Raw genomic sequence first — 14,446 nt, 5'->3', positions numbered from 1 at the left:
CGCCTCAGCCGAGCAGTATCCCCTCGACGAGCACCTCCTCGAGGAGGAACATTAGTACGATGCCACCGACGAAGGGGACGCCAGTCGTCCATCCGACGACCGTCTCCGCGTCGAAACGGACGAGTTCCGTGACTTCCCAGATGACTTCGACGATGGCACCGACACCGATCCCGAGGAAGACGATTGCGATCAACGGGGAGAACGCAAAGACCCCGAGCCAGCTGCCGAACACCAGCGGGCCGCCTGCGAGGAGACCGACGGCGGCGAAGTGATACAGCGGCGGGCGGGCGGCGTCACGGGCGAGAGCAGCGACGATCGACAGCCCTTCGGTGATGTTGTGGAGGACGAAGCCGATGATGAGGATGGTCACGGCCGAGTACGCCCCGGTGGCAAACGAGGTCCCGATCGCCAGCCCCTCGCCGACGCTGTGGAGACCGAGGCCGATCGCGATCATGTAGCCTACCTTGAGACCGACGTTCGTCTCACCCAACGCGGCGTTCAAGCGCCACTGGCTGAATATCTTCATCAGGTAGAACGTCCCAACGACAGTGACGACTCCAGCGATACCTGCGATGGAGAGTTCTTGCGTGCTGGCTCCGGCCTCAGCCATCGCCTCACCGCTCTCGACCATCTCTTCGACCATCTCGATGCCGATAAACGCCAGGATACCTGCCGACAACGCGAGCATCGCGTGTACCCACAGGCTATCGAGCGATTTGATGAACGGGAACCACAACATCCCGATCATAACCGGCATCACTCCGGCGAGGAGCCCGATGATGGTCATCATCCACATCACATCCGCCGTCGATGCCTCCGCCATCCCCTCGAAATCTCCGAAGGGGGAGGTGAAGTACAACAGCCCCGCGACGATGGCGAGTACGACGACTGGAGCAATCGCCAGAATCGGTCGCGGGACCGAGCCCCGATCGTTCATCTGTTCTCACCCCAAGACAACTGTGACTGTGACTCCGTCGTCGGCGATACCGTCGATACGATCGTAGTCGTGGACGACACGTGTCCACTGGCCAAGCTATCTCTCATCACCCACCGATTTCGAGAAGGGATATTTGAACTTTGCTTGGTGGAATGAGTTAGTTAGACTAGTCTAATACACTTCGATTCTCTATGGATCGCGTACCAATACGCCGTGCAACGCGGACCGGTAACGTTACCGTACGAGTCTCGGACGTGAGTTCGACGGTGAGCAGATCGACCGGCGGCACGTCGTCGATCGTTACGTTGGTACCGGGTCCGATGCCGGCGTCCGAGAGGAACTCCCGAACGTCGGGGTCCCGGTGGGGTACCTGCTCGATGACGACTGTCTCGCCAACCTCACGCTCGGACAACGGCGTATACGGTGTTTCCTCGGGCATCGTCAGATCCGCGTTCGGGATCGGATCGCCGTGGGAATCGGTTGCCGGGTCCCCCAGAAACGCCGAGAGCCGGCGTGCCAACTCGTCGCTGACGTAGTGCTCGAGTCGGTCTGCCTCCTCGTGGACGTCGGTCCAGTCGTAGCCGAGGTGGTCGGTCAGGAACGTCTCGAGCAGTCGGTGATTCCTGATCAGCCGACGGACGACCAGCTCCCCTTCTTCGGTCAGCTCGACGCCCTCGTAGGGCGTGTAGTCGACCAGCCCCTCTTCATCCAGGTTGTCGAGCATGCTCGTTACCGACGGTGCCGTCACGCCGATTTCGTCGCCGATCTCGGCCGTTCGAACGGGTCGTTCGTGTTCGTTCTCGAGGTGGTAGATGACCGTGAGGTAGTCCTCCGCGATCGGACTGAGATCCATCGACGGGTGTTTTTCGACGGGCTACAATAAATTTGCTCAGTTGAATTGTATTATTAGCCCCATCTAATACTATGGCCTGGGCGAAACACACCTCGAGCAGGAAACTGTGCTCGTCTCGTCGTACTGTCGGGCTCGAGGGAACGACCACGGGCACGGCCACCGGTGACTCGAAACCTTGACCCGCCGCCTGCGAGTACGAGGAGTATGCTCACGTTCATCGGTCTCGGGCTCTACGACGAGCGATCGATCACCGTCGAAGGCCGGGAAGCCCTGCGAAACGCCGACCGGGTCTACGCCGAGTTCTACACCAGTACGCTGATCGGGACAACGATCGAGGACCTCGAGGCCCACCACGACTGCGAGATCGAGGTCCGGGACCGCGCGGGCGTCGAACAGGAGCCCGACGAGATGCTCGAGGCGGCCGAGAACGAGGATGTCGCCTTCCTTACGGCGGGCGATACGATGATCTCGACGACACACGTCGACCTCCGGCTGCGGGCCCACGACCGCGGGATCGAGACGCGGGTGATCCACGGCATCACCGCCCAGACGGCGGCCAGTTCGCTGACTGGCCTGCAGAACTACCGGTTCGGCAAGGCGACGACCCTTCCGTTCCCCTACGCCCACGGGGCCGACGGCCTCCCCAGTAGCGTGACGGAGACACTCGAAGCGAACCGCGCGGACGGGCTGCACACGGTCGTCTACCTCGATATCAAGGTTGGACACGAACTGACCGACGACGACGAGTACATGACCGCAGACATCGGGGCGGAGCTGCTGGCCGAGGAGTACCCCGAGCTGGTGGGCGTCGTCGTCGCTCGCGCGGGCAGCCCCGATCCGCGAATCGAGGCCGGGACGATGACCGAACTCGCCGGCCGGGAGTTCGGCAATCCGCTGCACCTGCTCGTCGTCCCCGGGGACTGTCACCCGCTCGAGGCCGACGCCCTGGTCGAACTCGCCGGCGCGGATCGGACAGCACTCGAGGTCGCCTGACGCCGAAACGGCAGGCCGCTGGTACCGACCGCCACTTACCGCAACACCGACTCGAGTTCCCGCACGAAGTCGCTTGGTACCTCGACGTGAGGTGCGTGCCCAGTGTTTCCGAAGCCGACCTCCTCGAACTCGCCGCCGTCGTCTTCGTACGCCTCGAGCACTGCCCGGGTCTGGTCGACCATCGGCTGGGGCGGGAACGCGTCCTCGCCGGGCCAGCCCGGCAGTTCGCCCATCTTGCCGAGCGTCCCGAGGTCGAACAGCGATTCGTTGGAGACGATCTGATCGGAGTCACCCCGAATCCAGAGAACGGGCGGTTTCGCGTCGCCATCGATCGCCGTGATTTCCGAGAGTTCGCAGTACTTCGGCGAGATGGCGTTGTTCACGCCCGTCTCACCCGGGGCGACGCCAGGCCAGTTGTCGCTATCGACGGCCGAACCGGGGTAGTTCCCGTCGCCCGTCGTCGTATCGAGCATCCCCGTCAGATACGACTCCTCGCGCTCTTCGTCGAACTCGTGGGTCGGATCGACGTAGTACGTCCGGAGGATCTTCCGCGGGCTGGCCTCACCCTCCTCGCCTCGGTCACGGTCTTCCAGCCCAGACACGAACGCGTCGTTGCCGATCCCCCCGCCAGAGCCGGCGTAATCGTCGAAGCACGGCGTCCCCTCGAGGTCCTTCGTCCCGCCGAACCCGTACGGCGAGAGGGGATTGACGAGCACGAGCTGTCGAACCGCGTCGGGATCGTCGATCGCGTACCGCATCGCGACGCCGCCGCCGTTCGACCAGCCGACCAGCGTTACGGGCGTCTCGAGGTCCAGTTCGGTGAGCAGTGCCCGTAGGTCGTTCGCGAAGTCGCCCAGTCCGTTCGTCGCGTCGACCGGCTTCGTCTCCGTGTCGCCGTAGCCCCGCAGATCCGGCGCGACCGCGTACTGACGCGTCGGCAAGTCGGCCATCACGTCCTCGAAGAACCGCGAAGAAGAGACGTTGCCGTGAACGAAGATCACCGTCTCGCCATCGCCGTCGTGACTGCCCGACTCGAGGACGTGGGTCTCGAGGCGGTCGGTCTCGATGGTACGGGACTGGACGCCGGCGAGGGTGTCGTCTCGAGTCATGGCCGGCGATACCACGGCCCCCCTGATAACGTTCGTGCCGACTGGAACCCGCTACCCTACAGTCGGTCGACGATCGCCGCCGTCACCTCGTCCGTGGAGGCGTCACCGCCCAGGTCCGGCGTTCGCGGCCCCTCCTCGAGCGTCGCTTCGACGGCCTCGCGGACGGCAGCGCCAGCCTCGTCGTAGCCGAGGAACTCGACCAGCATCGCAGCGGAGAGAATCGTCGCGGCGGGGTTTGCGATACCTTCACCGGCGATGTCGGGTGCGGTGCCGTGGACGGGTTCGAACAGGCCGCGTTCGGGGCCGACGTTGGCCGACGGTAGCAGGCCGAGTCCGCCGACCAGTCCCGCTGCGAGGTCCGAGAGCACGTCGCCCGCGAGGTTCGGACAGACGACTACGTCGAACTGTTCGGGGTCGAGACAGACCCGCGTCGCGAACGCGTCCATCAGTACCTCGTCGGTTGCGACGCCGCGTTCGTCCGCAACCTCGGCGACGGTGTCACGGAAGCGGCCGTCGGTCTCCCGCATCACGTTGGCCTTGTGAACGATCGTGAAGCCGTCGTGGGCACCGTCCTCGACGTAGTCGCAGGCGAACTCGGCGAGTCGACGGGACGCGGATTCGGTGACCACTCGCGTCAGCGTCGACACGTCCTCGCTCAGCCGGTCCTCGTGGCCTGCGTAGACGCCCTCCGTGTTCTCCCGCAGAAAGACCAGGTCCGTTTCGGGACGAACGGCGTCGATCCCCGGGTACGCCGTCGCTGGGCGGACGTTGACGAACGAGTCGACGGCCTCCCGCAACGGGAGGATCACGTCGGCGGCGGTGTCGCCGGCCGCGCCGAACAGCGTCGCGTCGGCCGAGGCCGCGAGGTCGTCGGTTTCCTCGGGAAGGGCCTCGCCCGTCTCCGCTTTCACTGCGTCGCCTGCGTCGGCCTCGTGAAACTCGAAGTCGATCTCGAGGGCCTCGAGGACCTCGACGGCCGCCGGCGTCACCTCCGTGCCGATCCCGTCGCCCGGGATGACGGCAATATCGTGAGTCATACCCACCCATCGATCCGGCGGCGAAAAGAGGGTATCGGTCGCGTCATCTTTCCGTTCTCGACCGCGTCAGCGTGCGACGCGGCTCACTGTCGGTCCGCCGCTCGTGTGGCGAGCAGCGCAACCGCCGCGAGCGCGAGTGAAAGTGCGAGCGCAGCCACCGCAACGCCGAAGCCGGGCATCGGCAACAGCGGCTCGGCGAGCACCACCGTGACGGTTTCGGTCACACCGCTCTCGACGGAGCTGGTCTCGACGACATCCGTCGTGAAGCCGTCCGCTGACGCCTCGAGCACGTACGCCTCGCCCGTCCCGGGAACAGTCGCCAGCACCGTCCCGTTCTCGTCCGTTCGGTCGTCGATCTCGGCGGCCGTTCCGTCGTCACGCTCGAGCAGTAGCTCGGCATCGGGGATCGCCCCGCCGTCTTCGCTCTCGACGGTGATCTCGAGTGCGGCATCGCCCTCGAGTGCGACCGACTCCGCGACCGTCTTCCGGTCACCGTCCCCGGTGATCGTCACCGTCTGCGTCGCGTCCTCGTACCCGTCCGCACGGAACTCGAGGACGTATTCGTCTCCCTTCGCCGGCACGTTCGCGATCCGGTAGGTGCCATCGGTCGCGTTCTCGACTGTCCCCGGGTACGTCCCGTAGCTGCCGTTCGCGACGACCGTCGCGTCTCCGATCCCGCTCTCGAAGTGAACGTCGGTCACCGTCGCTTCGATCTCGCCCGCTCCAGCGAGGGCGATCTCGAGGGCGACCTGCTCGTCGGTATCGACGGTCATCGATTCGTGGGCCGTCCCGTATCCGGGCTTCTCGACGACGACCTCGTACGCACCGGGGTCGAGGCCGAGCCGCTCGAACGCGCCGTCGGCGTCGGTGGTCGTCTCGACACTTTCGCCGTCCTCCGCGACGATCTCGACTGTCGCCCCCTCGAGCGAGGCGTTTGTCACACCATCTGTGACGGTCCCGGAGATGGCTCCGTGATCGCCGACCTCGTCGATCGCCGCGACTGCGTCGACGATCCCCGCGCCGTACCGCGTGTCCGGCTGCTCGGGTTCGCCGTCGGGTTTCCAGGCCGTCGTCTCGAGAGCGGCCGCGACTGTCTTGGGCTCGAGGTCGTCCGCGGTCGCCGACTGGGCCAGAGCGACCGTGCCGGCGACGTGGGGTGCGGCCTTGCTGGTCCCGCTGCGGGAGTCGTACTCGCCGCCAGGGGCCGTACTCTCGATGCCTGCACCGGGCGCGACGATGTCCGGAACGACGTACGTGTCGGGCCAGTGATCGAGCGCGGCCGACCCCCAGGCGTCGTCGGTGTCGATCTCCTCGCCCGCGGAAAAGCCGGCGACGCGGTCCGGATCGACGATCGCACCGACGGCGATCGAGTCGTAGACGTTCGCCGGCGACAGGGACGTCCCTTCGCCGCCGTTGCCTGCGCCTGCGACGACCACCGTCCCGGCGTCGTTCGCGTGCTCGACGGCCCGGATCACGCTCGGGCGGAACTGCGACCAGCCGAGACTCATCGTGACGACATCGGCGTCCGCTTCGACGGCCCACTCGAGACCCGAGAGGACCACCGACTCCCGGCCGACACAGCGGTCCTCACATTCGGTGATGACCGCCCCGTGGAGCAGTTCGGCCTCGGGTGCGACCCCCAGATGAGTGCCGCTCTCGTTGCCGGCCCCGACGATCCCGGTGACGTGGGTGCCGTGCCCGTCGTAGTCGACCGGTTCCTCGGAGGGGTCCGCGGAGAAATCCTTCCAGCCGTCGATCTCGAGGTCGGGGTGGTCGCCGTCGACGCCGGAATCGAGTACGGCAACCGTCGTGTTCTCCCCTCTGGTATCGAACTCGTCCCACGCACGCGGAACGGCCAGTTGCTCGAGGCCGTCGGCGTACGAGGGGGCAGTGCTCGATTCCTCGTCCACGAGGGACGCCCCGGCCTCGTCGGTGGCGTCGGCGCGGTCAGGCGTGACGACCTCTTCGGGCCGAACTGCAGTCGCGTTCGGCACGGCTGCTACCTCCTCGAAGGACGCTCGCTCGGTATCGACCGTCACGAGCGCGACGTTTGCGATCCAGAAGCCCCGCTCGAGATCGACGGCGGCTGTTTCGGCCGCGTACGCTTCGAGCGGTGCCTGGGTCGCAGTGGCGTGAGCCCGGCGAGCGTCGGCGGTGGCGTCGACATCGGAGGGCTCGAACTCGACGATGACCCGTATCTCACCGCTCGCGTTCTCGAGAGCCGGATCGATCGTCGCGCCGCCGGCGTCGGTCGTCGCGAAGTCGGGAGTCGGGTCGGTGGCGTTCTCGAGTGTCGGTGCCGGTTCGTCGGGGGCGGGGGCGAGGGCGGAGTCGGAATCGGACGGGCTGGCCGCAGCCACGCCGTGTACGCCGGCGAGGGCGATCACGGCGACGAGCACGATTGCGAGCCCGAGGACGACTGCAACTGCCGTTCTCGACTGTCGCCCGACCGGGCGGGGACCGATCGTCAGGCGAGACATTACCGTGCTCGAGACACTCCGGCTGGTTAAACGTGCCTGTCGGCGGTGAAGAGTCCAGTCGCGAGGACTGCGGAGTCGCGAAACCACCGTCGAGCGACGGTTACTGGCGTTCGTCTGCCATCCACGCGCCCGTTGCCATCCCGAGCAGTGCCAGTCCGAACCCGAGAACGGCAGCTCCGACCTGAAACGTCTCGCCGACGCCGTATCCCAGTGACATGACGCCGAACGACGTTCCGCCGGCGAACACCGCTGCAGCCGCCCGATCGTCGGTCTTTCGCCCCCACAGCAACGCGGGGTACCGAAGCAAAACGGCACTGGCGAGCACAACCGTCAGGAAGGTCGCCAGAAGAAGGTGCAGTGACTGTGACTGCCCTGTCCTCGCGACGCCGGCAGTAACCCCACTCGCGGCAACGAGAGCACCCGTGTACCGATATGGGCGGTTCATGTTCGTTCGTGTTTGTCAAAGAAAATGTTTTCTTCGCTACTGTGCTCGAGGGCCTCGTTTGCCGGTCAGGGGTCGACCTCCGAGCGCGAGGTCCGTTCCACCGCGGTCACCCCACGTCACGGGGCCGGGGCCGATCGCCACCCGATAGCCGGCGTACTCGAAGCGGACGGTAGCGTCCGCGAGCGAGACTGTGGCCGGATCGTCGACATCGCCCAGGCGTCAACTCGTTCGAGGGAACGCGTGTCTCCCGGGAGTCCACGAACGGGACGGACCGTCAGTCGGCGGCGTCGGAAATCCGATCCGACTCGACGTACGGCAGGTCCGCGGCCGTCTCCCGCACTTCGCCGGCGTTGGACTTCATCAGCGCCGTCGTATCCCAGACGCCCTCGACCAGCGCCTTGCGCTGGGCGTCGTCGACCGTGACGGCGACGGTCGTCTCGCCGTACGTGACCTGTTCGGCCGCGACGTCGATCTCGAGGTCGCCGTCGGGATGCTCGTCGACCCAGTCCTGTATCTCCGCGATCGTCTCGGCGTCGGCCGTGACGGTTGGAATGCCGAGCGCGAGGCAGTTCCCCGCAAAAATCTCGGCGAAGCTCTCGCCGATCAGGGCGTCGATCCCCCAGCGCAGCAGCGCCTGGGGAGCGTGCTCGCGCGAGGAGCCACAGCCGAAGTTGCTGTTGACGACCATGATCGAGGAGTCCTGAAACCGGTCCTCGTTCATCGGATGGGCTTTGAGGTCGTCGTCCTCGGTGAACCGCTGGTCGAAAAAGGCGAACTCGCCCAGTCCGTCGAAGGTGACGACCTTCATGAACCGCGCCGGGATGATCTGGTCGGTGTCGATGTCGTTGCCCTGGATCGGGATACCCGAACCCGAGACCGAGTCGACTGCCGGGATGTCGATCTCGTCGTCTTCGCCCGCCATTACGCGGTCACCTCCGTCTCCGGCAGGTCACGAACGTCTGTCACTTCACCCGTGATCGCCGCCGCAGCGACCATCCGCGGGTTCATCAACACCGTCCGGCCGTCCTTGCTCCCCTGGCGGCCGACGAAGTTCCGGTTCGACGAGGAGGCACAGGCCTCGTCGCCCTCGAGTTGGTCCTCGTTCATACCGAGACACATCGAACAGCCGGCATTGCGCCAGTCGAAGCCGGCTTCCTCGAAGACGGCTTTGAGCCCCTCTTGCTCGGCGGCTTCCTGGACGCGCTGGCTCCCGGGGACGACCATCGCACGGACGTCGTCGTGAACCTCGCGGCCTTCGACGATCCGGGCCGCCCGTCGCAGGTCCGGCAGGCGGGCGTTCGTACACGAGCCGAGAAACGCCACGTCGATCCCGTAGCCCGCCATGGTCTCGCCGGGCTCGACGCGCATGTGTTCCTGTGCGCGACGGGCAGTCTCCTGCTTGTCCGCGGGCAGTTCTTCCGGGGCAGGAATCGGCTCGGTGATACCGATCCCCTGGCCGGGAGTGGTCCCCCAGGTGACGACCGGCTCGAGGTCGTCGGCGTCGATCGTGACGACGTCGTCGTACTCGGCGTCCTCGTCGGATCGGATCGACTCCCAGTACGGTTTCAGTTCCTCGAACCGCTCGGGGTCCTGGAAGTAATCGGTCTCCTCGAGCCACTCGTAGGTGGTCTCGTCGGGGTTGACGTAGCCCGCGCGAGCACCCCCTTCGATGGACATGTTACAGATGGACATCCGACCCTCCATGCCCAGGTCCTCGATGGCGGAGCCGGCGTACTCGTAGACGTAGCCGACGCCGCCCTCGGTTCCCAGACGACGGATGATCTCGAGGATGACGTCCTTGGCTTCGACGCCCTCGCCGAGTTCGCCGTCGACCTGGATCTTCCGTACCTGCTGTTTCTCCATGGCGACGGTGCCCGTCGCGAGCACGTCCCGGATCTGGCTGGTGCCGATCCCGAACGCGAGCGCGCCGAAGGCTCCGTGGGTCGAGGTGTGGGAGTCGCCACAGACGATCGTCTTGCCCGGCTGGGTCAGCCCCTGCTCCGGACCGATGACGTGGACGATCCCCTGGTCGCCGCTGTCGGGATCGGAAAAGTCGATCCCGGCCTCGCGGACGTTCGCCTCGAGTTCGGCCATCATCTCCTCGGCGGCGTCTTCCTCGTAGGGGCGAGACTGGTCTGCCGTCGGCACGATGTGATCGACCGTCGCGTGGGTCAACTCGGGATAGGCGACCTCGAGGTCTCGCTCCCGCAGCATGCCGAAGGCCTGGGGGCTTGTCACCTCGTGAATGAGGTGGAGACCGACGAACAGCTGATCCTGCCCGGTCGGCAAGGTCGTAACCCTGTGGCGATCCCAGACCTTGTCGTACAGCGTCCCCTCGCTCATTCCTCGGCCTCTACGGAGGGATCGTGTTCGCCGCCACGCTCGAAGACATCGTTCGCGTCGTCGGCGTCGTGGGGCGGTGTGTGCTCGATGTCTTTCATCGTCTTCGACGTGGGCTCGGTGTCGGTGGTCGTTCGCTCTTGGGTCCTGTTCGCGTTCGCGTTCCCGTTCCCGTTCCCGTTCCCGTTCGGATCAGTCGCAGCCGGTTCGCCCCCGTCGGTAGCCACGATCGGGCCGCGGTTGAACAGGTTGCCGGCTGTTTCCCCTGTGTAGGGATTCGTGTGGCTGATGTCGCCCATCGCGCCCATCGTGCTCATCGTGCCGTCAGTCGACGGGTTCGCTGTGGTTGTCGGTCGTGGTCGGTTCCGCTCCGCGTTCGATCGGGTCGTCTCGTGGTCGCTCATTGTCGGTTGGTGTGGTGTATGGTCGTCTAGCGATACGCGTCAGTCGTCGGCCGGAACCTCCGGCTCGGTTCCGTCGGCGTCGGCTTCTTCGGCCCACGCGAACAGGTCGCGCAGGCGTTCGCCGACCTCCTCGATCTCGTGTTCTTTCTCGGCCTGGCGAAGCTGGGTGTAGCTCGGGCGACCCGCCTGGTTCTCGAGGACCCACTCGCGGGTGAACTCCCCGTTCTGGACCTCCTCGAGGACTTCCTCCATGTTCTCGCGGACGCTGTCGTCGACGATGCGTTCACCGCGAGTGAGACCGCCATATTCGGCGGTGTCGGAGACGGAGTTCCACATCTCCATGTTTCCACCTTCGTACATCAGATCGACGATGAGCTTGAGCTCGTTCAGACACTCGAAGTAGGCAATCTCCGGCGAATAGCCAGCGTCGACCAGTGTCTCGTAGCCGTGCTTGACCAGGGCAGTGACGCCGCCACAGAGCACTGCCTGCTCCCCGAAGAGGTCGGATTCGACTTCCTCCTGGAACGTCGTCTCGATAACGCCGGCACGAGTACAACCGATCGCCTTCGCGTACGCGAGCGCGCGTTCGTCGGCGTCACCGGTCTCGTCCTGGTAGACCGCAAGCAGCCCGGGCGTCCCTTCGTCGTTCTCGTAGTTTCGGCGAACGAGGTGGCCAGGACTCTTCGGCGCGACCATCGTCACGTCGACGCCCTCGGGCGGGGTGATCTGGTTGTAGTGAATGTTCAGCCCGTGGGCGAACTGCAGGGTGTCGCCTGCCTCGAGGTTCGGTTCGATGGCGTTCTCGTAGACCGCCGGCTGGACGGTGTCGGGGACGAGCACGGAGACGTAGGTCGACTGTGCGACCGCCTCGGCTGGCGTCGTCACCGCGAGTCCGTCGGCCTCGGCTGCCGACCGCGAGGAAGAGTCCTCACGGAGGCCGACGACCACGTCGACGCCGCTCTCCGCTAAGTTCAGCGCGTGGGCGTGGCCCTGACTGCCGTAGCCCAGCACGGCAACGGTGTCGTCTTCGAGCGTCGATACGTCCGCATCGTCGTCGTAGTAGATCTCGGTAGTGAACTCGTCAGTCATGTTAATCGTCGTCCGCAGTGTATTTCGTTTGCGTCGCGTCTTCGACGGCCGAGACGCTCGCTTCCGCGGGCGTCGGCCCGGTCGTTTCGTCCGTGCCGCGGGCCAGCGCGGTCATCCCGGTACGATCGACCTCGCGGATGCCGAACTGCTCGAAGGTCTCGATCGCGGCCTCGATCTTCTGACGCGAGCCCGTGACCTCGTACGTCGCCGTTTCCGGACTCGAGTCGACGGCGGTGGCGTCGTACATGTCGGCGACGGCCGCCACCTGCGCGGGGTCGGCCGCGTCGACTTTCACCAGCGCTAGCTCCCGACGCATGGCGTCGGGCTCGAGTTCCCGAACCGAGACGACCGGGATCAGTTTCCGCAGTTGCTTTTTGACCTGGTCGATCCCGGGGTCGGGCTCCTCGACGACGAGGGTGATCCGGGCGCGGTCCTCGTCGGTCGTCGGGCCGACGGTTAGACTCTCGATGTTGAACTGCCGGCGCGAGAACAGACCGGAGACCTCGGCGAGGACGCCGGGCTCGTGTTTGACCAGCGCCGAAATCACTGTCCGTCGCGGGTCGTGGGTCGCCTCGACCTCGGGGTCGATACGAATCCCCTGCTCGTTGCGCCGGCCGTCCGGCGTCGGCCGCTCTTCCGGTGGCGGGCCCTCGAGTCCGCGCTGTCGGTCGTTCCCGCTCATAGCTGGTCCTCCGTCAGGGCGAACTGACCGTTGTCGCCACCGCTTGGGACCATCGGGTAGACGTTCGCTTCGGGGTCGATGTGGACGTCGATCACCGAGGGACCGTCGTAGGCGACGGCCTCGGCGATGACATCGGCGACTTCGTCGTAGTCGTCGATCCGGAACCCGCGTGCACCGAAGGCCTCGGCGAGCTTGTCGAACTCCGGCATCCAGTTGTAGTCCGAGGCGGCGTGACGGCCCTCGAAGAAGGCGTCCTGCCACTGTCGGACCATGCCGATGTACTCGTTGTTGAGCACGGCGACCGTGATGTCGAGGTTCTCACGGACCGCGACCGAGAGCCCCTGCATCGTCATCAGGAACGAACCGTCACCGTCGACACAGACGACCTCCTGGTCGTCGTCGGCCGCCAGTCGCGCGCCGATCGCCGCCGGCAGGCCATAGCCCATCGTCCCCAGACCGTGACTCGAGACCCACGTCCGGGGCTCGGTGAACGTCCAGTACTGGCAGGCCCACATCTGGTGTTGGCCGACGCCGGTGGTGACGATCGCGTCGTCGTCGGTGGCCTCGTCTAGGGCCTCGACGACGAACTCGGGCTGAACCGGCTCGTCCTCGGGCATCTTCGACGAAGTCGAAGGTTCGTCACCGCTCTGCTCTGACGGCACGTCGTAGGCCATCGAGTACTCCGACTTCCACTGCTGGCACTGGGCGCGCCACTTCGTCGCTTCGGGCGAGGCATCGACGGCCTCGGCCAGTTGGGAGACGACGGTGTCGGCGTCGCCGATCAGCGGGTAGTCCGCGTGGATGTTCTTCGAGATTTCGGCGGGGTCGATGTCGACGTGGATGACCGCCGCGTCGGGGGCGAAGGTCTCGATGCCGCCGGTCAGACGGTCGTCGAACCGGGTACCGACGGCGATCAGCGTGTCACAGTGGGTGATCGCCATGTTGGCGTAGCCGGTGCCGTGCATGCCCGCCATCTCCATCGACAGCTCGTGGTCCTCGGGGAACGCGCCGAGGCCGGGCATCGTCGTGATGACGGGAATCTCGTGTTCGATGGCGAACTCACGGCAGGTCTCGCTGGCCTCGCCTTTGATGACGCCACCGCCCAGCAGCATGGCCGGACGGGTGGCAGCCTCGATGCGCTCGGCCGCCTCCGCGACGATTTCGGGATCGGCTCGTTCCTGGACCTCGTAGGTGTCGGGCGTCTCCGGCGTGGCGGGTTCGGCCTCGGTGTCGGCGTTCGTGACGTCTTTCGGCAGGTCGACCAGTGTCGGACCGGGACGGCCCTCGCCGGCGAGGGCAAAGGCCTCGCCGACGTCGTCGCCGACCCGGTCGGGGTCGGCCGCGAAGGTGTTGTCCTTCGTGATCGGCGTCGTGACGCCGGTCGTGTCGGTCTCCTGGAACGCGTCGTTGCCGACGAACTCCGTCGGAACCTGGCCGGTCAACGCGACAAGCGGGTCCGAGTCCATGTCGGCGTCCGCGATGCCCGTGACCAGGTTCGTCGCGCCCGGTCCCGACGTGGCCAGGCAGACACCCGGCTCGCCCGCGACGATGCCGTAGGCGTCGGCCGCGTGGGCCGCGCCCTGTTCGTGGGCCATCGTCACGTGCGTGATCTCGGAGTCGTACAGCGCGTCGTAGACGGGCATGATCGCGCCGCCCTGGACCCCGAAGGCGTACTCGACGCCGGCGTTCTCGAGTGCACGGACGACTGCCTGCGCGCCCGACGTAACCGGGTCGGGCGTCCCGTCGGCCGTGGACGCGTCTCGGTCGTGTTTCTGTTCTTCTTGTGCTCGTTCGTCCGGTGGCGAAACGGTTGCAGCGCGTTCGCTCATCGGTACTCACCCGCCGTAGGCTGGCGATTACGATCCGTATCGTGCTCCGCGGACGCGGGCGGGAACGCCCGTCGTCCGGTCGTGGATGTGTGTGGCTGGTTGCTCATCTGCGTGGAAACTGGTCGCTCGAGAATCGATGCGACGGCGAAGCCGAAATCGTGGGTACGGAGTAATAGAGGGGCTAGTACGCCCCTACAATACGAATACGGATCGCGGCGAACGCGCCGCTGCCGTCCCGGGTGCGAGCC

General features: G+C 66.1%; 13 protein-coding genes. 1 reads left to right on the top strand and 12 read right to left on the bottom strand.

Annotated elements, in window-relative coordinates; translation table 11 throughout:
- Nucleotides 1–4: 4 nt before the first annotated feature.
- Both C446_RS12585 and C446_RS12580 read right to left on the bottom strand, forming a co-directional pair.
- Nucleotides 5–937: a ZIP family metal transporter gene (locus tag C446_RS12585; RefSeq protein WP_006673492.1), complete on the bottom strand. Its 933-nt coding sequence runs from the start codon at nt 935–937 to the stop codon at nt 5–7.
- A gap of 166 nt (nt 938–1,103) precedes the next feature.
- Nucleotides 1,104–1,790: a metal-dependent transcriptional regulator gene (locus C446_RS12580; protein WP_006673491.1), complete on the bottom strand. Its 687-nt coding sequence runs from the start codon at nt 1,788–1,790 to the stop codon at nt 1,104–1,106.
- A gap of 204 nt (nt 1,791–1,994) precedes the next feature.
- Between C446_RS12580 and dph5 the strand changes: the two genes are divergently transcribed.
- Entirely contained in the window at nt 1,995–2,783 is a 789-nt protein-coding gene (dph5, locus tag C446_RS12575; protein ID WP_006673490.1) for a diphthine synthase, read from the top strand.
- A gap of 35 nt (nt 2,784–2,818) precedes the next feature.
- On the opposite strand, the gene C446_RS12570 is transcribed toward dph5, so the two are convergent.
- From C446_RS12570 to ilvB, 10 genes are all read right to left on the bottom strand, one after another.
- Nucleotides 2,819–3,892 (bottom strand): alpha/beta hydrolase, encoded by a 1,074-nt coding sequence (locus tag C446_RS12570; RefSeq protein WP_006673489.1) that lies wholly within the window; start codon nt 3,890–3,892, stop codon nt 2,819–2,821.
- A 56-nt stretch (nt 3,893–3,948) separates the two neighbouring features.
- A complete protein-coding gene (locus C446_RS12565) occupies nt 3,949–4,929 on the bottom strand; it encodes an isocitrate/isopropylmalate dehydrogenase family protein (RefSeq protein WP_006673488.1) in 981 nt (326 codons plus the stop codon).
- 83 nt (nt 4,930–5,012) lie between these two features.
- Complete coding sequence (locus tag C446_RS12560) at nt 5,013–7,409, bottom strand: S8 family serine peptidase (protein WP_006673487.1); 2,397 nt, start codon at nt 7,407–7,409, stop codon at nt 5,013–5,015.
- A gap of 100 nt (nt 7,410–7,509) precedes the next feature.
- On the bottom strand, nt 7,510–7,854 hold the full coding sequence (locus tag C446_RS12555; protein ID WP_152419434.1) for a hypothetical protein: 345 nt from the start codon (nt 7,852–7,854) through the stop codon (nt 7,510–7,512).
- Nucleotides 7,855–8,128: 274 nt separating this feature from the next.
- Nucleotides 8,129–8,776 (bottom strand): 3-isopropylmalate dehydratase small subunit, encoded by a 648-nt coding sequence (gene leuD, locus C446_RS12550; protein WP_006673485.1) that lies wholly within the window; start codon nt 8,774–8,776, stop codon nt 8,129–8,131.
- Nucleotides 8,776–10,197, bottom strand: a complete 1,422-nt coding sequence (gene leuC, locus C446_RS12545; RefSeq protein ID WP_006673484.1) for a 3-isopropylmalate dehydratase large subunit — start codon at nt 10,195–10,197, stop codon at nt 8,776–8,778. The genes leuD and leuC overlap by 1 nt, the downstream gene beginning before the upstream one ends.
- The gene (locus tag C446_RS12540; RefSeq protein WP_394295213.1) at nt 10,194–10,511 is read right to left on the bottom strand and encodes a hypothetical protein; all 318 of its coding nucleotides are present in this window, start codon (nt 10,509–10,511) and stop codon (nt 10,194–10,196) included. Before C446_RS12540 ends, leuC begins: the two co-directional genes overlap by 4 nt.
- Nucleotides 10,512–10,637: 126 nt before the next feature.
- Nucleotides 10,638–11,687: a ketol-acid reductoisomerase gene (gene ilvC, locus C446_RS12535; RefSeq protein ID WP_006673483.1), complete on the bottom strand. Its 1,050-nt coding sequence runs from the start codon at nt 11,685–11,687 to the stop codon at nt 10,638–10,640.
- A 1-nt stretch (nt 11,688) separates the two neighbouring features.
- Nucleotides 11,689–12,369: an acetolactate synthase small subunit gene (ilvN, locus tag C446_RS12530; RefSeq protein ID WP_006673482.1), complete on the bottom strand. Its 681-nt coding sequence runs from the start codon at nt 12,367–12,369 to the stop codon at nt 11,689–11,691.
- The gene (gene ilvB, locus C446_RS12525) at nt 12,366–14,198 is read right to left on the bottom strand and encodes a biosynthetic-type acetolactate synthase large subunit (RefSeq protein WP_006673481.1); all 1,833 of its coding nucleotides are present in this window, start codon (nt 14,196–14,198) and stop codon (nt 12,366–12,368) included. The genes ilvN and ilvB overlap by 4 nt, the downstream gene beginning before the upstream one ends.
- Nucleotides 14,199–14,446 lie beyond the last annotated feature (248 nt).

The sequence above is a fragment of the Halobiforma nitratireducens JCM 10879 genome (assembly GCF_000337895.1).
Lineage (GTDB): Archaea > Halobacteriota > Halobacteria > Halobacteriales > Natrialbaceae > Natronobacterium > Natronobacterium nitratireducens.
Note: the sequence above shows the minus strand (reverse complement) of the source record. Positions and strands in the feature narration are given on the sequence as shown.